Here is a 25,296-nt window from a genome sequence, read left to right as displayed (position 1 = left end):
CCTTTACATATCTTTCAAAAAACTATGGCGTTCAGAAAAAATAAAAAACTTAACAATGATTTTTCCAGAGTCACCATCAGTTTGGCTTCCCCAGAATCTATTCTGGATAGCTCAAACGGTGAGGTGACCCAGCCAGAGACCATCAATTACAGAACTTACAAGCCTGAAATGGGCGGATTGTTCTGTGAGCGAATCTTTGGTCCTGTAAAGGATTGGGAGTGTCATTGTGGCAAGTACAAGCGCATCAGGTATAAAGGTATTATCTGTGACCGCTGCGGTGTAGAGGTTACAGAGAAGAAAGTAAGAAGAGAGCGAATGGGGCACATCGAACTGGTAGTACCGGTTGCTCATATTTGGTATTTCAAATCTCTTCCTAATAAAATCGGTTACCTTCTTGGTCTTCCAACTAAGAAGCTTGATCAGATTGTTTATTACGAGCGTTATGCGGTAGTCCAGGCAGGTATCAAAGCAGAAGAGGGAGTTCAGTATCTAGACTTCCTGACTGAAGATGAATACCTGGATATCATGGACAAGCTTCCTAAGGAAAACCACATGCTTGACGATGAGGATCCTAACAAATTCATCGCCAAAATGGGTGCTGAAGCGTTGGAGATGCTATTGGCAAGAATTGATCTGGATGACCTTTCTTACTCACTTCGTCATCAGGCTGCTACTGATACTTCTCAGCAGAGAAAAGCAGAAGCACTTAAGAGACTTAAAGTAGTAGAAGCATTCCGTGACGCTAGAACCAGAATTGAAAACCGCCCTGAGTGGATGGTCGTTCGTATGGTTCCTGTTATTCCACCTGAATTGCGTCCTTTGGTTCCTTTGGATGGTGGTCGTTTTGCGACTTCCGATCTAAATGACCTTTATAGAAGAGTTATTATCAGAAACAACCGTCTGAAGCGATTGATCGACATCAAAGCTCCAGAGGTAATTTTGAGAAACGAAAAAAGAATGCTTCAGGAAGCTGTAGATTCTCTATTCGATAACTCTAGAAAAGTAAATGCGGTAAGATCCGATGGAAACCGTGCCTTGAAGTCTCTTTCTGATATGTTGAAAGGTAAGCAGGGTCGATTCCGTCAAAACTTGCTCGGTAAACGTGTGGATTACTCCGGTCGTTCTGTGATCGTCGTAGGTCCTGAATTGAAGCTTCACGAGTGTGGTCTTCCTAAAAATATGGCAGCTGAGCTTTTCAAGCCTTTTATCATCAGAAAACTGATCGAAAGAGGTATTGTGAAGACAGTAAAGTCAGCTAAGAAAATCGTGGATCGTAAAGATCCAGTGGTTTGGGATATTTTGGAAAATGTACTGAAAGGACACCCTGTGCTTCTTAACCGTGCTCCTACGCTTCACAGACTAGGTATCCAGGCTTTCCAGCCAAAACTGATAGAAGGAAAAGCTATCCAGCTTCACCCATTGGTATGTACTGCATTCAACGCCGATTTTGACGGTGACCAGATGGCAGTTCACGTACCGCTTGGACATGAGGCTATTTTGGAAGCTTCTACGTTGATGCTTTCTTCGCACAACATTCTGAACCCGGCCAACGGGGCTCCGATTACTGTACCTTCTCAGGATATGGTGTTGGGTCTGTACTATGTGACCAAGGGTAAGAAATCTACTCCAGAGGAGAAGGTTGCAGGTGAAGGAATGACATTCTACAGCACCGAAGAAGTGATTATCGCATTGAACGAAGAGCAAATCTCTAAGCATGCGAATATCAAATGTAAAGTGCAGGTAAGAACCGAAGATGGAGGATACAAGGATGAGATCATTGAGACTGTTGCAGGTCGATTGATTTTCAACCAGTTTGTACCAAAAGAAGTAGGTTATGTGAATGAGCTTTTGACCAAGAAAAAACTTCAGCAGATCATCGCTAAAGTGGTTAAAGTTTGTGGAATGGCACGTACTGCCCAATTCTTGGATGATATCAAAAATCTTGGATTTCAGATGGCCTACAAAGGTGGTCTATCCATGGGATTGAATGATGTAATTATCCCAGAAGAAAAAGAGCCGATGATTAATAAAGCTCAAGAGGAAGTGGACCAGGTTTGGAACAACTACCTAATGGGTCTAATCACTGATAATGAACGATACAATCAAGTAATTGATATCTGGACTCGTACCAACTCGCATTTGACTAATAATCTGATGAAGCAGATGGAAGAGGATAAGCAAGGATTCAATGCGATCTACATGATGATGCACTCAGGAGCCCGTGGTTCTAGAGAGCAGATTCGTCAGTTGGGTGGTATGAGAGGCTTGATGGCTAAGCCACAGAAAAACCTTCAAGGTTCTGTCGGTGAGATCATTGAAAACCCGATTCTTTCTAACTTCAAAGAAGGTCTGGATGTATTGGAGTACTTTATCTCTACACACGGTGCACGTAAAGGTCTTGCCGATACTGCATTGAAAACTGCAGATGCGGGTTACTTAACCAGACGTCTAGTAGATGTGGCTCAGGACATGATTGTCACAGAAGACGATTGTGGTAGCTTGAGAGGATTGATGGTGCAGCCATTGAGAGATAACGACGATATCGTAGAGCCTCTTTCTGAGCGTGTTGTTGGTAGAGTTTCTGTACACGATATATTCCATCCTGTTTCAGACGAGTTAATCGTGGAATCAGGTGTTATGATCTCAGATGAGGTCGCTCAATTGATCGACGAAGCTGGTATCGACGAAGTTGAAATCAGATCTGTATTGACCTGTGAGACTCGTCGCGGAGTTTGTGGTAAATGTTACGGAAGAAACCTAACCTCTTCTGGGCATATGGTGCAGACAGGTGAATCAGTAGGTGTTATTGCAGCACAGTCTATTGGTGAGCCAGGCACACAGCTTACTTTGAGAACGTTCCACGTAGGTGGTACAGCTTCCAACATGGCCGTAGAAGCCAGCGTAATCGCGAAGTTCGACGGTGTAGTGGAATTTGACGAGGAGTTACGATTAATCGAGACTACCAACAAAGATGGCGAGCCAGTTACGGTGGTCATGGGTAGATCTGGAGAAATCAAGATCAATGATCCTAAAACCGGTAAGACCATCATTTCCAATCATGCTCCTTACGGTGCTATTGTGGATGTGAAAGAGGGGGATAAGGTTACTAAGGGTCAGACGCTTTGTAAGTGGGATCCATATAACGCAGTTATCCTTTCTGAGTTCGATGGTACAATTGAATTTGAAGCAATCGTAGAAGGCGTTACCTTCAAAGAAGTGTCCGATGATCAGACAGGCTTCCGTGAGAAAGTAATTATCGATACTAAGGATAGAACTAAGAACCCTGCAATCATTGTAAACTATGGTGAGGAGTCTAAAGGATATAACATTCCAGTAGGTGCTCACTTGGCTATTGAAGCAGGAGATAAAGTAAGATCCGGTCAGATTTTGGTGAAAATTCCAAGGTCTGTAGGTAAGACAAGAGATATTACCGGTGGTCTTCCACGAGTTACCGAGCTATTCGAAGCAAGAAACCCATCCAATCCGGCTGTAGTTTCTGAAATCGACGGTGTAGTGACTTATGGAGGGATCAAACGTGGTAATAGAGAGATCATCATCGAATCTAAAGATGGTGTGATCAAGAAATACATGGTGTCTCTATCTAAGCACATCCTAGTTCAGGAGAATGACTTTATCAGAGCCGGTGAGCCACTTTCTGATGGAGCGATTACTCCAAATGACATCTTGGCGATCAAAGGTCCAACTGCTGTTCAAGAGTATTTGGTAAATGAAATCCAGGAAGTTTATAGACTTCAGGGTGTAAAAATCAACGATAAGCACATCGAGGTGATTGTATCTCAAATGATGCAAAAAGTTGAAATCCTTGACGCTGGGGATACTGGATTCTTACAAAACCAAGTTGTGGACAAGTGGGCATTCAGAGAAGAGAATGATAATATTCTTGACCGCAAGGTGGTTATGGATGCTGGTGATTCATCTACATTGAAGCCAGGAATGATTATCTCTGCAAGAAGATTGAGAGATGAGAATTCTAGCTTGAAGCGTAAAGATCTTAAGTTGGTACAAGTACGTGATGCTGAGACTGCGGTTTCTAAGCCAACACTACAGGGTATCACTGCAGCATCTTTGGGTACAGAGTCATTTATCTCTGCAGCGTCCTTCCAGGAGACTACTAAGGTGCTTTCCGAGGCAGCGATTAGAGGTAAGCGGGATGAACTGAAAGGTCTGAAAGAGAACGTGATTGTGGGTCACTTGATTCCTGCCGGTACCGGTCAGCGAAGATTGCAGCCGATGATTGTAGGTTCTCAGGAAGAATACGACAAGCTTTCAGAAAACATGGAGCGCTCGTCTAGCAAAAGATCTAGCGAAGCAATCCTGTAATATTCTAATAAATTAATTCAAAAGGCCTGTTTCACGACAGGCCTTTTTTTAATCTATATTAAAATCATGCAAGACGACAACGGACAAAAAAAAGGTGATCAGCAGATCAATGTAGAGCTTTCAGAAGAAGTAGCTGAGGGGGTTTATTCTAATTTGGCGATGATCGCACATTCCAATTCAGAATTTGTGATCGATTTCATTCGCTTGATGCCAGGCGTGCCAAAGGCCAAAGTAAAATCACGGATTATCGTAACTCCAGATCATGCCAAGCGATTGCTTTCTGCACTGAAAGATAACATTGAGAAGTATGAAGCAGCATTTGGGAAGATTAATCAATCGGGTGGAGCACCTCAGTTTCCGATTAGTTTCGGTACGCCGGGCGAGGCCTAACAAAAATATAACTGCTTAGCTTTGTTACTCTTATTACTTTGTTTACCTTTGCAGTCCAAAATTTAACAGTTTACGGGAAAACTAAATTTTATCAGTTAATGCCTACTATTCAACAGTTAGTACGAAAAGGTAGAACTACACTGGAGACCAAATCAAAATCAAGAGCTCTGGACGCATGTCCGCAGCGAAGAGGAGTTTGTACCAGAGTATATACTACAACCCCTAAGAAGCCAAACTCTGCAATGAGAAAAGTGGCCAGGGTGAGATTGACAAACGGAAAAGAAGTGAATGCTTACATTCCTGGAGAAGGTCACAATCTACAAGAGCACTCGATCGTCTTGATCAGAGGTGGTCGTGTGAAAGATCTACCAGGTGTGAGATATCACATCATCCGAGGTGCACTAGATACCGCAGGAGTAAAAGACCGTAAGCAAGGTCGCTCTAAGTATGGTGCTAAAAGACCGAAGGCTGGAAAAGGCGCTCCGGCAAAGAAATAATACTTTATAACAGTTAGAAAAAATGAGAAAAGCGAAACCAAAGAAGAGATATATTCTTCCTGATCCGAAGTTCAACGATACGCTAGTAACTAGATTCGTGAACAACCTAATGGTCGATGGGAAGAAGAGTATTGCTTACAGAATTTTCTACGATGCAGTAGAAAAAGTTGAGGAAAAAGTAGGTGAGAATGGTCTTGAAGTTTGGAAAAAAGCGCTAAACAATATTTCTCCATCCGTAGAGGTGAAGAGTCGTAGAGTTGGTGGTGCTACATTCCAGGTTCCAATGGAGGTCAGACCTGACAGAAAGATTGCCCTTGGAATGAAATGGATGATCAGCTACGCCAGAAGAAGAGGTGAGAAAACAATGATGGACAGACTTGCTGGCGAAATTATCGCTGCTTCCAAAGGCGAAGGTGCCGGAGTGAAGAAGAAAGATGATACGCACAGAATGGCAGAAGCCAACAAAGCATTCTCACACTTTAGATTTTAATCAATATGGCTAAAAGAGATTTAACACTTACCAGAAATATTGGTATTGCCGCGCACATTGATGCAGGTAAGACTACTACGACAGAACGAATTCTTTTTTATTCGGGCGTATCTCACAAAATAGGTGAGGTTCACGACGGTGCAGCTACCATGGATTGGATGGCTCAAGAGCAAGAAAGAGGTATTACAATTACTTCTGCTGCTACTACCGTTTTTTGGAATTACAGAGAGAAAAAATACCAGATCAACATCATCGATACTCCCGGTCACGTTGATTTTACTGTTGAAGTAAACAGATCACTTCGTGTTCTCGATGGATTGGTATTCCTTTTCAGTGCTGTAGATGGCGTTGAGCCACAGTCCGAAACCAACTGGAGACTTGCGGATAACTATAAAGTTGCCCGTATTGGATTCGTAAACAAAATGGACCGTGCCGGTGCAAACTTCCTTGAGGTTTGTAAGCAGGTGAAGGAAATGCTAGGCAGCCATGCTGTTCCTTTGCAGCTTCCTATCGGTGCAGAAGATAGATTCCGCGGTGTAGTTGATTTGATCAACAACCGTGCAATCGTATGGAATGAGGATGATTTCGGAATGACTTTCGAAGAAGTTCCGATTCCTGAAGATATGCTTGATGAAGTTGCGGAATACAGAGAGTATTTACTGGAAGCAGTTGCGGATTATGATGAGTCATTGATGGAGAAATTCTTCGAGGATTCTGATTCCATCACTGAGCAGGAAATCCTTTCAGCTTTGAGAAAAGCAGTAATTGACATGAAGATTGTACCTATGGTATGTGGATCTTCATTCAAGAACAAAGGAGTTCAGACTATGCTTGATCTAGTAATGGAATTGCTTCCTTCTCCAATGGACAAGGACGATATCATTGCTCACGATCTCGATGATGAGGAAAAAGATGTTAGGATTTCTCCTGACGAAACTGAGCCTTTTGCTGGACTTGCCTTCAAAATCGCTACAGATCCATTTGTAGGACGTCTTTGTTTCGTAAGAGCTTATTCTGGAATTTTGAATTCCGGTTCTTATGTATTCAATAGCCGTTCTGGAAATAAAGAGCGTATCTCTAGAGTTTTCCAAATGCATGCTAACAAGCAAAACCAAATCGATGCCTTAAGAGCAGGTGATATTGGTGCAGTAGTGGGCTTTAAAGATATCAAAACTGGAGATACACTTTGCGACGAAAAGCGTAAAGTGGTTCTTGAATCAATGGTATTCCCTGAGCCGGTTATCGGATATGCAATTGAGCCTAAGACTCAAGCAGATGTTGATAAATTGGGTATGGCTATCGCCAAATTGGTAGAAGAAGATCCTACACTTCAGGTAAACACGGATCACGAAACTGGCCAGACTATCTTGAGAGGTATGGGTGAGCTTCACCTGGATATCATCATCGATCGTCTGAAGAGAGAATTCAAGGTTGAGATCAACCAAGGTGCTCCTCAGGTTGCATATAAAGAAGCGTTATTTGGTTCAGTTGAACATAAAGAAGTTTACAAGAAGCAAACAGGTGGTAAGGGTAAATTTGCGGATATTTCATTCGAACTTAGCCCTAGAGATCCAGATCCTGAGACTGGTGAGATCAAGCCAGGACTTGACTTTGTAAACGCGATTGTAGGTGGTGTAATTCCTAAGGAATTTATCCCTTCTATTCAGAAAGGTTTTGCTGAGTCCATGAAAAATGGTCCTTTGGCAGGATATCCTATCGAGTCGATGAAAGTGAGATTGTTCCACGGATCATTCCACGATGTCGATTCAGATGCGCTTTCTTTCGAATTAGCTGCTAGACTTGGTTTCAAAGAAGCAGCTAAAAAATGTAAGCCTCAATTGCTAGAGCCTATAATGGCTGTAGATGTAGTTTCTCCTGATGAATACACTGGTCCAATCACCGGTGATTTGAACAGAAGAAGAGGTTTGATGAAAGGAATGGATACTAAGGGTACCTCTTCTGTAATCAAAGCATCTGTACCATTGTCAGAGTTGTTCGGTTACATTACTGATCTAAGAACTATCACATCCGGTAGAGCTACAGCTTCATTGACATTCTCTCACTACGAGTCAGTGCCTAACAACATTGCCGAAGGTGTAATTGCTACAGTAAAAGGTCAGAAGGACTAAATAATATTTGCGATGAATCAGAAAATCAGAATAAAACTAAAATCATACGATCACAGCCTGGTGGATAAGTCATCAGAGAAGATCGTGAAGGCAGTGAAAGCCACTGGCGCAGTAGTAGTAGGGCCAATTCCATTGCCTACTAAAAAGGAGAAATTCACTGTGTTGAAATCTCCACACGTAAGTAAGAAAGCCAGAGATCAGTACCAGCTTTGTACCTACAAGAGATTGGTAGATATCTACTCAAACTCTTCCAAAACTGTGGATGCTTTGATGAAAATCGAGCTTCCAAGTGGAGTTGATGTAGAGATCAAAGTTTGATCGGACTGGGTTGAAATACAAAAGACCTGCTTTTCGGAGCGGGTCTTTTTTGCTTTAGAGGGTTCGTGTAGTGATATAGGAGCTATAAATGCCTGAGTCACAATCGAAAAATTTCATATTCATAGTAAAATTTAGGATTTCGCATTTGTTACAGAATTTTATTTCAGTAACTTTGCAGTCCTTTAAAAGGAGCCCCAGCAGATAAATGTCTGTGGGTTATTATATTATCTTATAAAAGATGTCTGGTATAATAGGTAGAAAAGTAGGAATGACTAGCATTTTCAGTGCCGATGGACGTAACGTCGCATGCACGCTAATAGAAGCTGGTCCTTGTGTAGTGACGCAAGTAAAAAACGTTGAAACAGACGGGTACAACGCCGTGCAGTTGGCTTATGGTGAGCGTAAAGAGAAAAATACGCCAAAACCATTGATCGGTCATTTTAAAAAGGCTGGTACAACGCCAAAGCACAAAGTTGTTGAGTTCAGAGAATTCCGGGTCGAGTTTGAAGGCCAGGTAAATCTAGGAGCTACTGTGAAGGCTGGTGAAGTATTTATCGAAGGTGACTTCGTAGATGCAATCGGAACTTCAAAAGGTAAAGGATTCCAGGGTGTAGTAAAACGTCATGGTTTTGCTGGTGTGGGTGGACAAACTCACGGTCAGCACAACAGAGGCAGACACCCAGGTTCAATTGGTGCATGTTCTTGGCCATCCAGAGTATTCAAAGGAATGAGAATGGCTGGTAGAACGGGCGGAGACAGAGTAAAGGTAGTCAACCTTAGAGTGTTGAAAATCTATGCTGACAAAAACCTACTATTGGTTTCTGGTTCTGTACCTGGTCCTAAAAATTCTTTCGTTATTCTAGAGAAGTAAGCCATGGAATTAGCAGTAATTAATCAAAAAGGAGAAGACACAGGTAGAAAAATCAGCTTGTCTGATGAGATCTTCGCAATCGAACCTAACGATCACGCGATCTACCTTGATGTAAAGCAGTACTTGGCTAACCAAAGACAAGGTACGCACAAGTCTAAAGAGAGAAATGAGATAGCTGGCTCTACTCGTAAGATCAAGAAGCAAAAGGGCACTGGTAGTGCACGTGCTGGATCTATCAAGTCGCCACTATTCCGAGGAGGAGGAAGAGTATTTGGCCCACAGCCAAGAGACTATTCTTTCAAATTGAATAAAAAGGTAAAACAACTAGCCAGAAAATCTGCACTTACTTATAAAGTGAAAGATAACAGCCTGTCAGTATTGGAAAGCATATCATTTGACTCTCCAAAAACTAAGAGCTACTTGGCATTGCTAAACGGATTGTCTCTAGGAGATAAGAAGACGTTATTGGTACTTCCTGAGGAAAACACTAACGTGTTCCTTTCCAGCAGAAACCTGCCAAAGGCAAAAGTTGTGACTGTAAATGATGTAAATACTTACCAGGTACTTCATGCTGATCACCTAGTGATCTGCGAAGGTTCTATCAGTAAGTTGGAAACCATTTTATCGAAATAAGACAATGGATATTCTAAAGCAGCCTTTAATTACAGAAAAGATTTCAGCCATGAACGAAAGAGGCGTTTATGGATTCATCGTGGAGAAAACTGCGAAGAAACCTGAGATCAAAAACGCTGTAGAAAAAACGTTTGGTGTGAAAGTGGTTTCTATCAGAACCATCAGATATGCTGCAAAGCATAAATCTAGATACACCAAAGCTAAAGTGGTTTCAGGCTTTACCAACGCTTTCAAGAAAGCAATCGTGCAAGTAGCCGATGGTGAAGTGATTGATTTTTACGGAGAAATTTAATTGAATCTATATCATGGCAATTAAAAAGTTGAAGCCTGTAACTCCAGGGACAAGATTCAGAGTAGCTCCAGCGTTTGACGAGATAACTAAGTCAAAGCCGGAAAAATCTCTTCTTGCTCCTATCAAGAAGTCAGGTGGACGAAACAATGAAGGCAAAATGACTGTCCGCAATATCGGCGGTGGTCATAAGAGAAGACTACGTATCGTGGACTTCAAAAGAAACAAGTTCGGAGTACCTGCAGTAGTGAAAGCTATTGAGTACGATCCAAACAGAACGGCACGTCTCGCCCTACTATATTACGCAGATGGAGCTAAGGCCTACATTATCGCCCCGGAAGGTTTGTCAGTAGGACAGACAGTGATTTCCGGTGAGCACGTTGCTCCAGAAGTGGGTAACGCTATGCCAGTGGTGAACATTCCAATGGGTACGATTGTACACTGTGTGGAATTGAAGCCAGGAAAAGGTGCCGCAATGGTAAGAAGTGCTGGAGGATATGCGCAGATCGTAGCCCGTGACGGGAAATACGTAACTGTAAAACTTCCATCTGGTGAGATGAGACTTGTACTAAATACGTGTATGGCAACTGTTGGAACTGTTTCCAATGGTGATCACATGAATGTAGTATTGGGTAAAGCCGGTCGTAAGAGATGGCTCGGAGCTCGTCCTCGTGTAAGAGGTGTAGCAATGAACCCAGTAGATCACCCAATGGGTGGTGGTGAAGGTCGTTCTTCTGGAGGACATCCTAGATCTAGAAAAGGTCTATTGTCAAAAGGAAAGAAAACAAGATCTCCTAAGAAGTATTCAAACAAGTTCATCGTAAGCAAAAGATCTAAATAATTATGGCACGTTCATTAAAAAAAGGTCCTTATATCGAGCACCATCTTGTGAAGAAAGTGGATGCTCAGAACGAATCAGGAAAGAAATCGGTAATCAAGACTTGGTCAAGAAAATCAATGATTTCTCCGGATTTCGTAGGACATACCTTCGCTGTGCATAATGGGAATAAATTCATTCCAGTATTTGTAACAGACAACATGGTAGGTCATAAGCTAGGTGAATTTGCTCCTACCAGAAATTTCAGAGGCCACATTGCCAAAAAAGATAAAGGAAAGAGATAATCATGGAAGCATTAGCAAAATTAAATAATGTCCCTACATCTCCGCGTAAGATGCGCCTTGTGGCTGACCTTGTCAGAGGCAAGAGAGTAGGATTGGCACTTAGCATATTGAAATTCACTCCTAACCATGGAGCAATTCGACTTGAGAAGTTGTTGCTTTCCGCTGTAGCCAACTGGCAGGCGAAAAACCCTGATGCCAAACTGGAAGAAGCTGACCTTTTCATCAAAACTGTAATGGTAGATGAAGGTAGAATGCTTAAGAGATTAAGACCAGCTCCTCAAGGCAGAGGCCACAGAATCCGCAAGAGATCAAATCATGTAACCCTAGTAGTTGATTCATTCAACGATCAGGATGTTACCGCTGATGTAGTAGAAACAAACGAAAAGGCAAATTAAGAACAGACTATGGGACAAAAGATCAACCCAATAGGATTTAGACTTGGTGTAGTCAAAGGCTGGGATTCCAACTGGTATGGTGGGAAAGACTTCGCTGAAAAACTATACGAAGATCAGAAAATCCGTAAGTACGTCCTTGCCAGAATTCCTAAGGGAGGTATTTCTAAAGTGATTATTGAGCGTACGCTTAAAAGAATCACTCTTACGATACATACAGCCCGTCCAGGTGTTGTAATTGGTAAAGGTGGAGCCGAAGTAGATAAACTGAAAGAAGAGCTTAAGAATATCACCAACAAGGATATTCAGATTAATATCTTCGAGATCAAGCGTCCTGAATTGGATGCGAAATTGGTAGGTGAATCAATCGCTCAGCAGCTTCAGGCAAGAATTTCTTTCAGAAGAGCTATGAAGCAAGCTATCGCAGCATCCATGAGAGTGGGAGCGGAAGGAATCAAAGTTAAACTTTCTGGACGTCTAGGCGGAGCTGAAATGGCCCGTTCTGAAATGTACAAAGAAGGAAGAATTCCTCTTCACACATTGAGAGCAGATATTGATTACGCATTGTCAGAAGCCCTTACGGTTTATGGATTGATCGGCATCAAAGTTTGGATCTTCAAAGGTGAAGTGTACGGTAAAAGAGATCTTTCTCCTAATCAAGGAGCAGCTAATGAGCCTAAAGGTGCTCGTAATGCAGGTCCTAAGAGAAATGATGGTCCAAGACGAAGAAAAAGAAATAACTAATTTTCGCCCATAAGTGAGAACTCATGTTACAGCCAAAAAGAACTAAATATAGGAAAATGCAAAAGGGCCGTGTCAAAGGCATTGCACAAAGAGGGCACACGCTTTCTTTTGGCAACTTTGGCATCAAGTCCCTTGAAGCAGGATGGATCACCTCCCGTCAGATCGAGGCAGCTCGTATCGCAATGACGAGAGCAATGAAAAGAGAAGGACAGGTTTGGATCAGAATTTTCCCTGACAAGCCTATCACTAAAAAGCCCGCAGAGGTTCGTATGGGTAAAGGTAAAGGTGCTCCTGAGTATTGGGTGGCCGTTATCAAGCCAGGAACGATCCTTTTCGAAGCTACTGGCGTGAGCCAGGAGACAGCTAAAGAGGCGTTGAGACTTGCACAGCAAAAGCTACCTGTAAGCACTAGATTTGTTGTTCGTAGAGATTACGCTGAATTATAAGCACTATGAAAAATACTGAAATCAATTCACTTTCAAACAGTGAAATCGCCGAGCGACTAGTCGCTGAGCAGGAGAATCTAACCAAACTTAGGTTTGCGCACTCGATATCTCCTATAGAGAATCCTAACAGAATCCGCGAGACCAAGCGCTTTATCGCAAGATTAAAGACTGCATTGGCTGCGAAATAATAGCTAACCAAAAGAATATGGCTACGATAGAGAGAAATCTTCGAAAAGAAAGAGTTGGTAAAGTGGTTAGTAACAAGATGGATAAGTCCATAACTGTAGCAGTTGAGCGTCGCGTAAAGCACGCTATCTACGGTAAGTTTGTTGCTAAGACTACCAAATTTATGGCTCATGACGAGAACAACGAGTGTAACCCAGGTGACCTCGTGAAAATAAGCGAAACTCGTCCGCTGAGTAAGAACAAGCGTTGGAGAGTAGTTGAAATTATTGAAAGGGCTAAGTAATTATGATCCAACAAGAATCAAGACTAAGCGTAGCGGACAACTCTGGTGCCAAAGAGGTACTAGTAATCCGCGTATTGGGAGGAACCAAGAAGCGATATGCTTCCATCGGCGATAAAGTCGTTGTGACAGTAAAATCTGCTCTATCTTCCAGCAGCATGAAAAAAGGTACCGTGTCAAGAGCGGTAATCGTGCGTACTCGTAAAGAAATAAGAAGAAAAGACGGTTCTTATATCCGTTTCGAGGACAACGCAGCTGTGTTATTGAACAACAACGACGAGCCTAGAGGCACGCGTATCTTCGGCCCAGTGGCTAGAGAGTTGAGAGAGAAGCAGTTTATGAAAATCGTTTCATTGGCTCCTGAAGTATTGTAATCATGGAAAGAAAAATGAACAAGCAAACAAAGCTTCACATCAAAACTGGAGACACTGTAAAAGTGATCGCAGGTGATGACAAAGGCAAAACTGGAAAAGTACTTTCCGTAGATAAGCAAAAAAGTAGAGCAATCGTAGAGGGTCTTAATATGATCACTAAGCACGTGAAGCCTACTGCTGCTAAGCCTCAGGGCGGAATCGATAAGAAAGAAGCTTCCATGCATATTAGTAACCTTATGCTTGTAGATCCTAAAAGTGGTGAAGCCACTAGAACTGGTCGCAAGGAAGGCGAAAACGGTAAATTAGTAAGATACTCTAAGAAAACTGGGGAGGTGATCAATGGCTAATCCAAGAATCAAGCAAAAATATGTGGACGAGATCGTCCCTGCTTTGAAAGAGAAATTCCAATACTCTTCAGTAATGCAAGTGCCTAAGTTGGAGAAAATCGTTCTCAACAAAGGTATCGGTGCAGCTGTAGCAGATAAGAAATTGGTTGACCAAGGTGTAGAAGAGCTTTCTTTGATCACTGGTCAGAGAGCCGTTTCGACTATCGCAAAAACTTCCGTTTCCAACTTTAAGTTGAGAGAAGGAATGCCTATCGGAGCTAAAGTTACTTTGAGAGGTCAGACCATGTACGAATTCCTAGACCGTTTGATCACTATTGCACTTCCACGTGTGAGAGATTTCAAGGGTATTTCTGATAAAGGTTTTGACGGAAGAGGCAATTATACACTAGGTGTACAAGAGCAAATTATCTTCCCGGAGATCAGCATTGAGAAAGTCAACAGAATCTCCGGTATGGATATTACTTTCGTGACATCTGCTAAAACAGATGAAGAAAGTTTAGAATTGTTTAAGGCTTTCGGAATGCCTTTCGTTAAAAAAACTAAAGAAGAATAGTCATGGCAAAAGAGTCAATCAAAGCTCGTGAGAGAAAAAGAGAGCGTCTGGTAGCCAAGTATGCTGATAAAAGAGCCGCGCTGAAAGCAGCCGGTGATTATGAAGCTCTTGACAAACTGCCTAAGAACGCGTCTCCAGTTAGACTTCACAACAGATGTAAACTAACTGGTCGTCCTAAGGGCTACATGAGAAAGTTCGGTATCAACAGGGTAACCTTCAGAGAAATGGCCTCAGCAGGCAAGATCCCTGGAGTGACAAAGTCCAGCTGGTAAAATAACGACAGTAGTTTTTATTATAAAAATCAATTCGTAACTTTGCACGCCCAAAACGGGTGTAGCTAGACTATAAAATACAATGACTGATCCAATAGCTGATTATCTGACAAGGTTGAGAAACGCCATCAAAGCGTCTCACCGAATCGTCGAAATCCCTGCTTCTAACATCAAGAAAGAGATTACAAAAGTATTGCACGACAAAGGATACATTCAGAATTACAAGTTTGAAGAAAATGGTCCCCAGGGATCTATCAAAATTGCTCTGAAATTCAATCCTGTCACTAAACAAAATGCAATTGTAAGCTTGAAGAGAGTTAGTACACCAGGTTTGAGAAAATATGTGAAACATACGGAGCTTCCAAGAGTAATCAATGGTCTTGGGATAGCAATCGTGTCCACCTCCAAAGGTGTGATGACAGACAAAGAAGCCCGCACTGAGGGTGTAGGTGGAGAAGTTCTTTGCTACGTATACTAATTTACTATCATGTCTAGAATAGGTAAAAAACCAATAAATATACCCAGCGGTGTTACTGTAGACGTCACAGCTCATGGAACTGTGACTGTTAAAGGTCCAAAGGGTACACTGGTTCAGGATGTGAATCCTGACATTACAGTGAAAGTAGAAGACAACGAGATCGTTGTCACTAGACCTACTGATTCCAAAAGACACAAGTCTATTCACGGTCTTTACAGATCACTTATCAACAATATGGTGATAGGCGTTTCTGAAGGATACAAGAAGGATTTGGAGCTTGTGGGTGTAGGTTATAAGGCGTCTAACCAAGGGCAGATTCTTGAATTGAATCTTGGTTACTCTCACAACATCTTTATGATGCTTCCTGAAGAGGTAGCTATTAAAGCTGAGACTGCAAAAGGTAAGAATCCAATCATTACCTTAGAATCGATAGATAAAGAATTGATTGGACAAGTTGCTGCAAAAATCAGATCACTTCGTAAGGTTGAACCTTACAAAGGAAAAGGTGTGCGCTTCGTTGGTGAACAAGTTAGACGTAAGGCTGGTAAAACTGCCGCTAAAAAATAATAGGTTATGGCATTTAATAAGAATTCCAGAAGACTTAGAATCAAGCAGGGTATCAGAAGAAAGATTTCTGGTACTGATTCCAGACCTCGTTTGTCAGTTTTCAAAAGCAACACTGGCATATACGCTCAGCTTATCGATGACCTTAAAGGTCAGACTGTGGCACAGGCTTCTTCCAAAGAATTGGGAGCAAAGGCTAACGCTAATGTATCAGTATCCAAAGAAGTAGGTAAAAAACTTGCTGAGAGAGCTGTTGCAAACGGAGTAGAATCCGTAGTATTTGACAGAAATGGCTACTTGTATCATGGGAATGTGAAAGCTTTGGCAGATGGTGCCAGAGAAGGAGGCCTTAAATTTTAATAAGCTATGTCTCAACTAAGAAAAAAGCCTATCAGGGCTACAGATACAGATTTAAAGGAAAAAGTAGTAGCTATCAACCGAGTAGCCAAGGTGGTAAAAGGTGGTAGAAGATTCTCTTTCTCCGCAATTGTTGTAGTGGGTGATGGCCAAGGTGTTGTCGGTTACGGATTGGGTAAAGCCAATGAGGTAACAGATGCAATCACTAAGGGTATCGAAGATGCTAAGAAAAACTTGGTAAAAGTGCCAATTTTGAAAGGTACTATCCCTCATGAGCAAATCGGTAAATTCGGAGGAGGATTTGTTTTGATCAAACCAGCAGCAGCAGGTACAGGCGTTATCGCAGGTGGTGCAATGCGTGCAGTTTTGGAGAGTGCCGGCGTTACAGACGTATTGGCAAAATCTAAAGGATCATCCAATCCTCATAACGTGGTAAAAGCTACTATTGAAGCTTTGACTCAGCTAAGAGATGCGATCGCTGTTTCACAACAGAGAAGCATTAAAATGTCTAAAGTTTTTAACGGATAATCGAAATGGCTAAGATCAAAATCACGCAAACCAAAAGTACCATCGATAGACCAAAGGATCAGAAAGCGACTATTACTGCTTTGGGACTAGGTCGTATCAGCAAGTCAGTGACCGTAGAAAATACGCCTCAGATTGCCGGTATGGTAAATAAAGTTAATCACCTTGTAAAAGTGGAGGAAGCTTAATTATGAAACTGCATACATTAACACCAGCTGAAGGATCTACCAAAAATCGTAAGAGAATAGGTAGAGGTACAGGTTCAGGTAGAGGTGGAACTTCTACAAGAGGTCACAAAGGAGCAAAATCAAGATCAGGTTATAAGTCTAAGTTAGGTTTTGAAGGTGGTCAAATGCCACTTCAAAGAAGAGTTCCTAAATTTGGATTCAAAAGCTTGAACAGAGTTGAGTTCAAACCAGTAAATTTGGATACATTGCAAGGCATTGCTGAGCAATACAATCTTGAAGTTGTAAACATGGAAGCTTTAGTTTCTCATGGTATAGCTTCTAAGAATGACAAAATCAAAATCCTCGGTGGAGGTGAATTGAAAGCCAAATTAGACGTAACTGCTCACAAATTCTCTGCAACTGCAGCAGCAGCCATAGAGAAAGCGGGTGGAACGGTAAACACAATTTAATTTAATGAAAAAGTTTATTTCGACAGTTAAGAACATTTTCTCTATCGAAGACCTTAGAGTTAGAATCATGAATACGATCGGTTTTTTGATCATATTCAGATTAGGGTCGTTCATAGTTCTTCCAGGTGTTGACCCTTCTCGTTTAGGTGATGCTCCAGAAGGAATCTTTGGATTGATCGATACCTTCCTTGGTGGAGCGTTCAGTAACGCATCTATCTTCGGTCTAGGCATTATGCCTTATATATCTGCTTCCATTGTGTTGCAGTTATTGACTGTCGGAGTACCATATTTTCAGAAAATGCAAAAAGAGGGTGAATCTGGTAGAAAAAGAATCAACCAGATCACTCGAGTTTTGACTATCCTGATCACTATTGCGCAAGGTATCGGCTATGTTTCCGCTACTATTATGCCTACAGGAGCAGTTATGGTTAGCTCTACTTTATTTATGTTTAGTTCCTTGGTTTTACTTTCTGCCGGTACCATGTTCTGCATGTGGCTTGGAGAGAAAATCACTGAGAAAGGCATTGGTAACGGTATCTCTATGCTAATCATGATTGGTATCATCTCTAGATTTCCTGGAGCTATTATAGCTGAAGGACTAGAGAAAGGTACATCAGGTATGTTGCTTCTTCTTATTGAAGCCGCTGTATTGTTCTTCGTGGTAGTTGGGGTTATTGCCTTGACTGAAGCGACAAGAAGAATTCCCGTACAATATGCGAAACAAGTAGTGGGGGGTAAAGTGTATGGTGGACAAAGACAGTATATACCTATTAAGGTAAATGCTTCTGGAGTTATGCCAATTATCTTTGCTCAGTCCTTGATGTTCGTACCAGCTTTGATCGCTCAAATCTGGGCTTCGGAGAATGACATCGCAAACTACATTGGAGCTACGTTCAGTGATTTCACTTCTTGGCAGTATAATCTGCTTTTCGCAGCAATGATCATTCTTTTCACATTCTTCTATACTGCTATTACAGTTAACCCTGAGCAGATCGCTGAAGACATGAAGAGAAATGGAGGATTCGTTCCAGGAATTAAGCCAGGAGCTCCCACATCGGAATTCATCGACGGAATTATTTCCAAGATTACTCTTCCAGGATCTATTCTCTTAGCTGCGGTAGCTATTCTTCCTGCTCTTGCGATTATATCTGGAGTAGGTGCTGAGTTTGCTCAATTCTATGGTGGCACATCTCTACTAATTATGGTAGGTGTTATCATGGATACTTTGAGACAAATAGAGAGTTACTTGTTGATGAGACACTACGAAGGCATGATGAAAAGCGGTAATGTGAAGAATAATCCTTCTAATTACCAAGTTGCCTAAGATGATCAACTACAAGACTTCGGAAGAAGTTAAGTTAATAAAAGAAAGTGCCGACATACTAGCGAAAGCCCATGGGGAAGTAGCGAAATATGTCAAGGAAGGGGTAAAGACCTCTTTTCTAGACAAAATTGCTGAGGAGTTTATCAGGGATCATAATGGAGTACCTTCATTCAAGGGCTACAATGGATTTCCTGCTTCACTATGTATTTCTGTGAATGAAGTAGTAGTACATGGTTTTCCCAGTGAATATGAATTGAAAGATGGCGATATAATCTCAGTAGATTGTGGAGTCTTTCACCAAGGTTTTCATAGCGATTCCGCTTATACGTACCCTATTGGTGAGGTCTCTCCTGCTGTCAAAGCATTATTAAAAGCCACCAAAGATTCACTTTACATTGGAATTGAGCAAGCTGTCTTTGGGAAGCGAATAGGTGATGTGGGTAATGCCATCCAGAAGTTTGTCGAAGCAAAGGGCTACACTGTAGTCAGAGAGCTAGTAGGACATGGATTAGGTAGAAATCTACATGAAGGCCCTGAAGTTCCCAATTATGGAAAGAAAGGAAGCGGTCCTTTACTGAAAGATGGAATGGTGATCGCAATTGAGCCCATGATTAATCTTGGTACACGGAATATTGTCCAAGAGCGTGATGGATGGACTATACGCACTGCGGATAGAAAACCATCAGCACATTATGAGCACACAGTAGCGATATTTGAAGATAGAACAGAGGTGTTAACCTCTCATAAATACATAGAAGAGAATTTTAAATTCTAATATGGCCAAGCAAACATCAATAGAGCAAGACGGTACGATCAAAGAGGCATTGTCTAATGCGATGTTCAAAGTGGAACTAGAGAATGGGCATCAACTGATCGCTCACATATCTGGTAAGATGAGGATGAATTATATTAAAATTCTTCCTGGTGATCGAGTAAAGTTGGAACTGTCTCCCTATGATTTGAGTAAAGGCAGAATTGTATATCGATATAAATAAGACTGAGATGAAAGTAAAAACATCCATCAAAAAAAGAAGTGCTGACTGCAAGCTTATCCGTAGAAAAGGGGTATTGTATGTCATCAATAAGAAGAATCCTAAGTTTAAACAAAGACAAGGTTAAATTATGGCTAGAATTGCAGGTGTAGATATACCAGACAATAAGCGTGGCGTAATCGGACTTACCTATATCTTCGGAATAGGAAGATCTGCAGCCAAAGCTATCCTGACCAAGGCCGGTATCTCTTTCGATAAAAAAGCAGGTGAGTGGGATGACGATGAGTCAACTGCTATCCGTAACATTATTGCAGAAGAGTTCAGAACCGAAGGTGTATTAAAGTCAGAGATCCAATTGAACATCAAGCGACTACAAGATATCGGTTGCTATAGAGGTTTGAGACACAGAAAAGGACTTCCAGTTCGTGGTCAGCACACCAAGAACAACGCCAGAACAAGGAAGGGTAAGAGAAAAACAGTTGCTAACAAGAAGAAAGCAACTAAATAAAACCTGATTTAGATTATGGCTCAGAAAAGAAACGATAAAGCAAAGGGTAAAAAAAGAGTAGTAAAGGTTGAAGCTGTAGGTCAAGCTCACATCAGAGCATCCTTCAACAACATCATTATCTCTCTTACCAACAATGCAGGTCAAGTAATATCTTGGGCTTCTGCCGGTAAAATGGGTTTCAGAGGTTCAAAGAAAAATACTCCTTACGCAGCTCAGATGGCGGCGCAAAACTGTGGACAAGTAGCATATGACTTAGGTTTGAGAAAAATCGAAGTTTTCGTAAAAGGTCCGGGATCTGGTCGTGAATCAGCGATCAGAACATTGCAAAATGTAGGATTGGACGTGACTACGATCATCGATGTGACTCCAATGCCGCACAACGGTTGTCGTCCTCCTAAGCGTAGAAGAGTTTAATCATAAAATTGTAATACAATGGCTAGATATACAGGTCCTAAAGCAAAGATTGCCAGAAAATTCGGCGAAGCTATAGAAGGACATAGCAAAGCACTTGCAAAGAAAAACTACCCTCCCGGCATGCACGGAAGAGGTAGAAGAAAAAAGCAGTCTGAATATGCAATCCAGCTTGCTGAGAAGCAAAAAGCAAAATACATCTACGGTGTATTGGAGAGACAATTCGCTAAGATGTTTGATATTGCTTCCAGAAAAACTGGAATCACCGGAGAGAACCTTCTTCAGCTTCTTGAAGCTAGATTGGACAACACGGTATATAGAATGGGAATTTCCCCTACCAGAAGAGGTGCTAGACAACTAGTTTCTCACAAGCATGTGCTTGTAAACGGTGAGGTAGTTAACATTCCTTCGTTTACACTTAAGCCAGGTGATGTAGTTTCTGTAAGAGAAAGATCTAAGTCTCTAGAAGCAATCACTAACAGCTTAGCAGGTAGAGGTGCTAATAAATATTCCTGGTTAGAGTGGGATGGCACATCATTGACCGGCAAATTCGTCAGTGTTCCAGGCAGAGATGATATTCCAGAGAATATCAAGGAGCAACTCATTGTCGAACTTTACTCTAAGTAATATTTTAATATTTTCAGCTTTTAAAAAAGAACGAGATATATGTCCATACTAGCATTTCAAATGCCCGAGAAAGTGGTAATGGAAAAAGCCGATGATTTTCATGGCTTATTCACTTTCAAACCACTCGAAAAAGGCTATGGAGTTACAATCGGTAACGCCCTGAGAAGAATTTTGCTTTCTTCCTTGGAAGGTTATGCCATCACTGCCATCAAGATTCCTGGTGTAGTGCATGAGTTTTCTACCATCGAAGGTGTAGTTGAAGACGTTACAGATATTATTTTGAACCTTAAGCAGGTGAGATTCAAAAAGGTGCATGAAGCATTTGACGGAAAAATCACTGTTGAGATTAAAAATCAGTCTGTCTTCACTGCAGGGGACATTGCTAAGTTTACTTCTTCTTTCGAAATCTTAAATCCAGAGTTGGTTATTTGTCATATCGACGAGACCAAAAACTTTGAGATTGAATTGACGATGGATAAGGGAAGAGGGTATCTACCAGCTGAAGAATCCAAACCAAAAGAGCAAATCTTCGGTACTATCGCTATCGATGCGGTTTTCACTCCTATTAAGAATGTGAAATACAGTGTTGAGAATACGCGAGTAGAACAGAAGACTGACTTCGAAAAATTGATCTTGGAAGTATCTACTGACGGCTCTATCCACCCGGAGAAAGCACTTCAGGAATCTGCCAAAATCCTTATCCAACACTTTATGTTGTTCTCTGACCAGACTATGGTTCTTGATTCAACTGGAGTAGCAGAGCCGGAGCCAATCGACGAAGAATTCTTGCATATGAGAAAGCTTCTTAAGACCAACTTGGCTGATCTCGACCTTTCTGTTCGAGCATTCAACTGTCTTAAAGCTGCTGACGTGAAGACTTTGGGAGACCTTGCCAAACTTGAAATTTCTGACATGATGAAATTCAGAAACTTCGGTAAGAAATCCTTAGCTGAGCTAGAGCAACTTATCCAAGAAAAAAGCCTGACCTTCGGGATGGATATTTCTAAGTATAAACTTGATGAAGAATAAATAATAATGAGACACGGTAAGAAATTTAACCACCTTGGAAGGAAGGCCGCTCATAGAAAAGCAATGCTTTCTAATATGGCAACTTCGCTGATTCTTCACAAGCGTATCTCAACAACGCTTGCCAAGGCAAAAGAATTGAAGAAGTATTTGGAGCCACTGGTAACAAGAGCTAAAGAAGATACTACGCACAATAGACGTATGGCTTTCGCTTATTTGAAAAATAAGGAAGCTATCATCGAACTATTTGGTGAAGTAATCGCTAAAGTAGCTACTCGTCCAGGTGGATATACCAGAATTATTAAAACTGGTTTCAGATTGGGTGATAATGCAGAAATGTGTATCATCGAATTGGTGGACTTCAACGAATTGATGTTGAAAGATGCTCAGCCTGCTAAGAAAACTACTAGAAGATCTCGTAGAGGTTCTGGTAAATCTACTGCTGCTGAGGAAACTAAAGCAACTGCTGCACCAGCAGTAGAAGAAGCTCCTGCAAAGGACGCTGAAGAGCCTAAGGCACCTGAAGCTTCTGCTGACTCCGCTGAAGAAGAAACTGATAACAAATAAGTTGATCAGTGGATTCACGATATTGAAAGGATTGGACATTTGTTCAATCCTTTTTTTATACCCTTTTCATTTAACTTCCTTCCCAATAAATATTTAACTTTGGGCAATTACTTAGCAAAATGATCAAACAAAAAGCAACTTTACTCTTGGCCGATGGCACGGTCTTTCGCGGTTCTTTAATCGGTAACCCAGGAACTAATGGTGGTGAGATTTGCTTCAACACCGGAATGACAGGATATCAGGAAATCTATACAGATCCATCCTATACTGGTCAAATCATTGTAACTACTACTTCCCACATAGGTAACTATGGCGTGATAGATGAAGAGGTGGAATCTGACCATCCAACTATCGGAGGTATTGTCGTTAACACCTTTTCAGACGTATTTTCCCGTATTAATGCTTCAGGTTCTTTACAGGATTATCTTGTGTCGAATGGAATCACGGGGATCGCAGATATAGATACTCGGCAGCTAGTAAGACATCTTCGGTCTAAAGGCGCAATGAATGCAATCATCAGCTCAGAGTTTGAAGATAATTTGGAAGGTCTTCAAGCCGAACTGGATAAGGTTCCGGATATGGATGGACTTGAGCTTTCATCTACAGTTTGTACTCAAGAGCCTTATTTCGTTGGCGATGAAAATTCTTCGATTAAGGTTGCCTGTATGGATTTTGGGATCAAAAAGAATATTCTTCGAAGTTTGGTTGACCGTGGTGCCTATTGCAAGGTTTTTCCTGCGAAAGCAACTCTTTCAGAAATGGAAGAATGGGCTCCAAATGCTTATTTTCTGTCAAATGGACCGGGTGATCCAGCTGTAATGGAGTACGCGGTGAAAACTACCAAAGATATCTTGGAAACAGGAAAGCCTGTATTTGGAATTTGCCTCGGACATCAGCTTTTGGCTGAAGCTTGCGGTATCTCTACCTATAAAATGCACCATGGGCACCGTGGATTAAACCATCCAATTAAGAATATTTTAACCGGTAAAAGTGAAATTACTTCTCAAAACCACGGTTTCAATATTACTCGTGAGGATACAGAGCAAAATTCTGATGTGGAAATCACGCATGTGCATCTCAATGATAATACTGTTGCCGGAATCCGGCTGAAAAATAAACCAGCTTTTTCTGTACAGTACCACCCAGAATCATCTCCAGGACCACATGATTCCCGCTATTTGTTTGACGATTTTATTTCTTTAATCAATAAAAATTAATACCCTTAAACCTTTTAAAACTATGACGTTGATTCAATCAATTCATGCAAGACAAATCCTCGATTCTAGAGGAAATCCTACAATAGAAGTAGATGTTTACACAGAAAATGGCGCTTTTGGACGTGCAGCTGTACCTAGTGGTGCATCTACTGGTATCAATGAGGCAGTAGAGCTTCGCGATGGAGATAAAGGTGCATATATGGGCAAAGGTGTTACTAAAGCAGTTGCAAATGTAAATGACATCATTGCATCCGAATTGGTAGGCTTTGATGTGTTCGAGCAAAATATGATCGATCAGATCATGATAGATCTTGACGGTACTCCAAACAAGGGTAATCTAGGTGCAAATGCTATCCTTGGTGTTTCTTTGGCAGTTGCCAAAGCTGCAGCTATGGAATCAAATCAGCCTCTTTACAGATATGTAGGTGGTGTAAATGCAAATACACTTCCTGTGCCAATGATGAATATCATCAACGGTGGATCTCATTCTGATGCGCCTATCGCATTTCAAGAGTTTATGATTCGCCCAGTTGGTGCTCCTACTTTCTCAGAAGCGATGAGAATGGGAACTGAAATTTTCCACAACTTGAAGAAAATCCTTCATGACAAAGGGCTAAGCACTGCTGTAGGTGATGAAGGTGGTTTTGCTCCTAATTTCTCAGGCGGAACTGAAGAAGCTCTTGGAAGCATCTTGGACGCTATTGAGAAGGCTGGATACAAGGCTGGTGATGACGTGACCATCGCTTTGGACTGTGCGGCTTCTGAGTTCTTTGTAGATGGTAAATATGACTATACCAAATTTGAAGGTTCTACTGGAGTAGCAAGAAGCAGAGAAGAGCAGGTTGCATACCTAGCTGAGCTAACTGAAAAATACCCTATCGATTCTATCGAAGACGGATGTGCTGAAGAAGATTGGGAAGGTTGGGCTATGTTGACAGCCAAAATCGGTGATAAAATCCAGCTAGTAGGTGATGACCTTTTCGTTACTAACGTAAAATTCCTTCAGAGAGGTATCGAAGAGAAGTCTGCCAATTCTATCTTGATCAAAGTAAACCAAATCGGTACATTGACTGAGACCATCAATGCAGTGAATCTTGCGCACAAAGCAGGTTTTACAGCAGTAATGTCTCACAGATCAGGTGAAACTGAAGATTCTACTATCGCGGATCTTGCTGTAGCATTGAATTGCGGACAGATCAAAACTGGTTCTGCATCTAGATCTGACCGTATGGCTAAATACAACCAGTTGTTGAGAATCGAAGAGCAATTAGGAGATTCAGCTGTTTTCAACGGCAAGTTCTAATTTAGCGATTTACGAAAAGTTTTATTTTAAGACAGCCTACCACGTTAGGCTGTCTTTTTTTTGCACCATTTTTGTACCTTGATGCC

At 41.5% G+C, this 25,296-nt stretch carries 37 protein-coding genes; all 37 read left to right on the top strand.

Features of this window, described 5'->3' with window-relative positions:
• The first annotated feature begins 24 nt into the window (after positions 1-24).
• Positions 25-4,341, top strand: a complete 4,317-nt coding sequence (rpoC, locus tag BM386_RS05725; protein ID WP_091692124.1) for a DNA-directed RNA polymerase subunit beta' — start codon at positions 25-27, stop codon at positions 4,339-4,341.
• Between the two features lie 66 nt (positions 4,342-4,407).
• Positions 4,408-4,731, top strand: coding sequence for a DUF3467 domain-containing protein (locus BM386_RS05720; RefSeq protein ID WP_091692123.1), 324 nt, complete (start codon positions 4,408-4,410; stop codon positions 4,729-4,731).
• 98 nt (positions 4,732-4,829) lie between these two features.
• Positions 4,830-5,228, top strand: a complete 399-nt coding sequence (rpsL, locus tag BM386_RS05715) for a 30S ribosomal protein S12 (protein ID WP_057939461.1) — start codon at positions 4,830-4,832, stop codon at positions 5,226-5,228.
• Positions 5,229-5,250: 22 nt separating this feature from the next.
• On the top strand, positions 5,251-5,718 hold the full coding sequence (rpsG, locus tag BM386_RS05710; RefSeq protein ID WP_091692122.1) for a 30S ribosomal protein S7: 468 nt from the start codon (positions 5,251-5,253) through the stop codon (positions 5,716-5,718).
• 5 nt (positions 5,719-5,723) lie between these two features.
• Positions 5,724-7,847, top strand: coding sequence for an elongation factor G (fusA, locus tag BM386_RS05705; RefSeq protein ID WP_091692121.1), 2,124 nt, complete (start codon positions 5,724-5,726; stop codon positions 7,845-7,847).
• Positions 7,848-7,859: 12 nt separating this feature from the next.
• Positions 7,860-8,165, top strand: coding sequence for a 30S ribosomal protein S10 (rpsJ, locus tag BM386_RS05700; protein ID WP_008203035.1), 306 nt, complete (start codon positions 7,860-7,862; stop codon positions 8,163-8,165).
• 238 nt (positions 8,166-8,403) lie between these two features.
• The gene (gene rplC, locus BM386_RS05695; RefSeq protein WP_091692120.1) at positions 8,404-9,036 is read left to right on the top strand and encodes a 50S ribosomal protein L3; all 633 of its coding nucleotides are present in this window, start codon (positions 8,404-8,406) and stop codon (positions 9,034-9,036) included.
• 3 nt (positions 9,037-9,039) lie between these two features.
• The gene (gene rplD / locus BM386_RS05690) at positions 9,040-9,669 is read left to right on the top strand and encodes a 50S ribosomal protein L4 (protein WP_091692119.1); all 630 of its coding nucleotides are present in this window, start codon (positions 9,040-9,042) and stop codon (positions 9,667-9,669) included.
• A 4-nt stretch (positions 9,670-9,673) separates the two neighbouring features.
• Complete coding sequence (gene rplW / locus BM386_RS05685; RefSeq protein WP_091692118.1) at positions 9,674-9,961, top strand: 50S ribosomal protein L23; 288 nt, start codon at positions 9,674-9,676, stop codon at positions 9,959-9,961.
• A gap of 13 nt (positions 9,962-9,974) precedes the next feature.
• Entirely contained in the window at positions 9,975-10,799 is an 825-nt protein-coding gene (gene rplB, locus BM386_RS05680; protein ID WP_091692117.1) for a 50S ribosomal protein L2, read from the top strand.
• A gap of 2 nt (positions 10,800-10,801) precedes the next feature.
• Complete coding sequence (gene rpsS / locus BM386_RS05675) at positions 10,802-11,080, top strand: 30S ribosomal protein S19 (RefSeq protein ID WP_057939455.1); 279 nt, start codon at positions 10,802-10,804, stop codon at positions 11,078-11,080.
• 2 nt (positions 11,081-11,082) lie between these two features.
• A complete protein-coding gene (rplV, locus tag BM386_RS05670; RefSeq protein ID WP_091692116.1) occupies positions 11,083-11,475 on the top strand; it encodes a 50S ribosomal protein L22 in 393 nt (130 codons plus the stop codon).
• 9 nt (positions 11,476-11,484) lie between these two features.
• Positions 11,485-12,216 carry a 30S ribosomal protein S3 gene (gene rpsC, locus BM386_RS05665; RefSeq protein ID WP_086500275.1) on the top strand — a complete coding sequence of 244 codons (732 nt, stop codon included), beginning with the start codon at positions 11,485-11,487 and terminating at the stop codon, positions 12,214-12,216.
• A 23-nt stretch (positions 12,217-12,239) separates the two neighbouring features.
• Positions 12,240-12,662 carry a 50S ribosomal protein L16 gene (rplP, locus tag BM386_RS05660; RefSeq protein ID WP_091692115.1) on the top strand — a complete coding sequence of 141 codons (423 nt, stop codon included), beginning with the start codon at positions 12,240-12,242 and terminating at the stop codon, positions 12,660-12,662.
• A 5-nt stretch (positions 12,663-12,667) separates the two neighbouring features.
• Positions 12,668-12,850 carry a 50S ribosomal protein L29 gene (rpmC, locus tag BM386_RS05655; protein ID WP_086500279.1) on the top strand — a complete coding sequence of 61 codons (183 nt, stop codon included), beginning with the start codon at positions 12,668-12,670 and terminating at the stop codon, positions 12,848-12,850.
• Between the two features lie 17 nt (positions 12,851-12,867).
• Positions 12,868-13,131 (top strand): 30S ribosomal protein S17, encoded by a 264-nt coding sequence (gene rpsQ, locus BM386_RS05650; RefSeq protein ID WP_057939450.1) that lies wholly within the window; start codon positions 12,868-12,870, stop codon positions 13,129-13,131.
• A gap of 2 nt (positions 13,132-13,133) precedes the next feature.
• Positions 13,134-13,502: a 50S ribosomal protein L14 gene (gene rplN, locus BM386_RS05645; RefSeq protein WP_086500285.1), complete on the top strand. Its 369-nt coding sequence runs from the start codon at positions 13,134-13,136 to the stop codon at positions 13,500-13,502.
• 2 nt (positions 13,503-13,504) lie between these two features.
• Complete coding sequence (gene rplX, locus BM386_RS05640) at positions 13,505-13,849, top strand: 50S ribosomal protein L24 (protein ID WP_091692114.1); 345 nt, start codon at positions 13,505-13,507, stop codon at positions 13,847-13,849.
• Positions 13,842-14,402: a 50S ribosomal protein L5 gene (gene rplE, locus BM386_RS05635; protein WP_086539684.1), complete on the top strand. Its 561-nt coding sequence runs from the start codon at positions 13,842-13,844 to the stop codon at positions 14,400-14,402. The genes rplX and rplE overlap by 8 nt, the downstream gene beginning before the upstream one ends.
• Positions 14,403-14,404: 2 nt before the next feature.
• Positions 14,405-14,674 (top strand): 30S ribosomal protein S14, encoded by a 270-nt coding sequence (gene rpsN / locus BM386_RS05630; RefSeq protein WP_086539683.1) that lies wholly within the window; start codon positions 14,405-14,407, stop codon positions 14,672-14,674.
• Between the two features lie 82 nt (positions 14,675-14,756).
• Positions 14,757-15,152, top strand: a complete 396-nt coding sequence (gene rpsH, locus BM386_RS05625; RefSeq protein ID WP_057939445.1) for a 30S ribosomal protein S8 — start codon at positions 14,757-14,759, stop codon at positions 15,150-15,152.
• Between the two features lie 9 nt (positions 15,153-15,161).
• Complete coding sequence (rplF, locus tag BM386_RS05620) at positions 15,162-15,719, top strand: 50S ribosomal protein L6 (RefSeq protein WP_091692113.1); 558 nt, start codon at positions 15,162-15,164, stop codon at positions 15,717-15,719.
• 6 nt (positions 15,720-15,725) lie between these two features.
• Positions 15,726-16,076, top strand: a complete 351-nt coding sequence (rplR, locus tag BM386_RS05615) for a 50S ribosomal protein L18 (protein ID WP_091692112.1) — start codon at positions 15,726-15,728, stop codon at positions 16,074-16,076.
• Positions 16,077-16,082: 6 nt separating this feature from the next.
• On the top strand, positions 16,083-16,601 hold the full coding sequence (rpsE, locus tag BM386_RS05610) for a 30S ribosomal protein S5 (RefSeq protein WP_091692111.1): 519 nt from the start codon (positions 16,083-16,085) through the stop codon (positions 16,599-16,601).
• Between the two features lie 5 nt (positions 16,602-16,606).
• On the top strand, positions 16,607-16,786 hold the full coding sequence (gene rpmD / locus BM386_RS05605) for a 50S ribosomal protein L30 (RefSeq protein WP_057939441.1): 180 nt from the start codon (positions 16,607-16,609) through the stop codon (positions 16,784-16,786).
• A gap of 2 nt (positions 16,787-16,788) precedes the next feature.
• Positions 16,789-17,235 (top strand): 50S ribosomal protein L15, encoded by a 447-nt coding sequence (rplO, locus tag BM386_RS05600; protein WP_091692110.1) that lies wholly within the window; start codon positions 16,789-16,791, stop codon positions 17,233-17,235.
• Positions 17,236-17,239: 4 nt separating this feature from the next.
• Positions 17,240-18,559 (top strand): preprotein translocase subunit SecY, encoded by a 1,320-nt coding sequence (secY, locus tag BM386_RS05595; RefSeq protein WP_091692109.1) that lies wholly within the window; start codon positions 17,240-17,242, stop codon positions 18,557-18,559.
• 1 nt (position 18,560) lies between these two features.
• Positions 18,561-19,334, top strand: a complete 774-nt coding sequence (map, locus tag BM386_RS05590; RefSeq protein ID WP_091692108.1) for a type I methionyl aminopeptidase — start codon at positions 18,561-18,563, stop codon at positions 19,332-19,334.
• A 1-nt stretch (position 19,335) separates the two neighbouring features.
• Positions 19,336-19,554: a translation initiation factor IF-1 gene (infA, locus tag BM386_RS05585; RefSeq protein ID WP_057939437.1), complete on the top strand. Its 219-nt coding sequence runs from the start codon at positions 19,336-19,338 to the stop codon at positions 19,552-19,554.
• A gap of 7 nt (positions 19,555-19,561) precedes the next feature.
• On the top strand, positions 19,562-19,678 hold the full coding sequence (gene rpmJ, locus BM386_RS05580; protein WP_082632371.1) for a 50S ribosomal protein L36: 117 nt from the start codon (positions 19,562-19,564) through the stop codon (positions 19,676-19,678).
• Between the two features lie 3 nt (positions 19,679-19,681).
• Positions 19,682-20,059, top strand: a complete 378-nt coding sequence (rpsM, locus tag BM386_RS05575; RefSeq protein ID WP_091692107.1) for a 30S ribosomal protein S13 — start codon at positions 19,682-19,684, stop codon at positions 20,057-20,059.
• Between the two features lie 15 nt (positions 20,060-20,074).
• The gene (gene rpsK / locus BM386_RS05570) at positions 20,075-20,473 is read left to right on the top strand and encodes a 30S ribosomal protein S11 (RefSeq protein WP_057939435.1); all 399 of its coding nucleotides are present in this window, start codon (positions 20,075-20,077) and stop codon (positions 20,471-20,473) included.
• An 18-nt stretch (positions 20,474-20,491) separates the two neighbouring features.
• Positions 20,492-21,097, top strand: coding sequence for a 30S ribosomal protein S4 (rpsD, locus tag BM386_RS05565; RefSeq protein ID WP_091692106.1), 606 nt, complete (start codon positions 20,492-20,494; stop codon positions 21,095-21,097).
• Positions 21,098-21,136: 39 nt separating this feature from the next.
• Complete coding sequence (locus tag BM386_RS05560) at positions 21,137-22,126, top strand: DNA-directed RNA polymerase subunit alpha (protein WP_091692105.1); 990 nt, start codon at positions 21,137-21,139, stop codon at positions 22,124-22,126.
• A 6-nt stretch (positions 22,127-22,132) separates the two neighbouring features.
• Positions 22,133-22,690, top strand: a complete 558-nt coding sequence (rplQ, locus tag BM386_RS05555) for a 50S ribosomal protein L17 (RefSeq protein WP_091692104.1) — start codon at positions 22,133-22,135, stop codon at positions 22,688-22,690.
• 119 nt (positions 22,691-22,809) lie between these two features.
• Entirely contained in the window at positions 22,810-23,907 is a 1,098-nt protein-coding gene (gene carA / locus BM386_RS05550; RefSeq protein WP_091692103.1) for a glutamine-hydrolyzing carbamoyl-phosphate synthase small subunit, read from the top strand.
• A gap of 22 nt (positions 23,908-23,929) precedes the next feature.
• Positions 23,930-25,210 carry a phosphopyruvate hydratase gene (gene eno / locus BM386_RS05545; protein ID WP_091692102.1) on the top strand — a complete coding sequence of 427 codons (1,281 nt, stop codon included), beginning with the start codon at positions 23,930-23,932 and terminating at the stop codon, positions 25,208-25,210.
• The last annotated feature ends 86 nt before the right edge of the window (positions 25,211-25,296 follow it).

Origin of the sequence: Algoriphagus locisalis, from assembly GCF_900116615.1 — a bacterium.
In the GTDB taxonomy this organism is placed as follows: Bacteria; Bacteroidota; Bacteroidia; order Cytophagales; family Cyclobacteriaceae; genus Algoriphagus; species Algoriphagus locisalis.
This window is presented reverse-complemented; position numbering and strand designations above follow the sequence as displayed.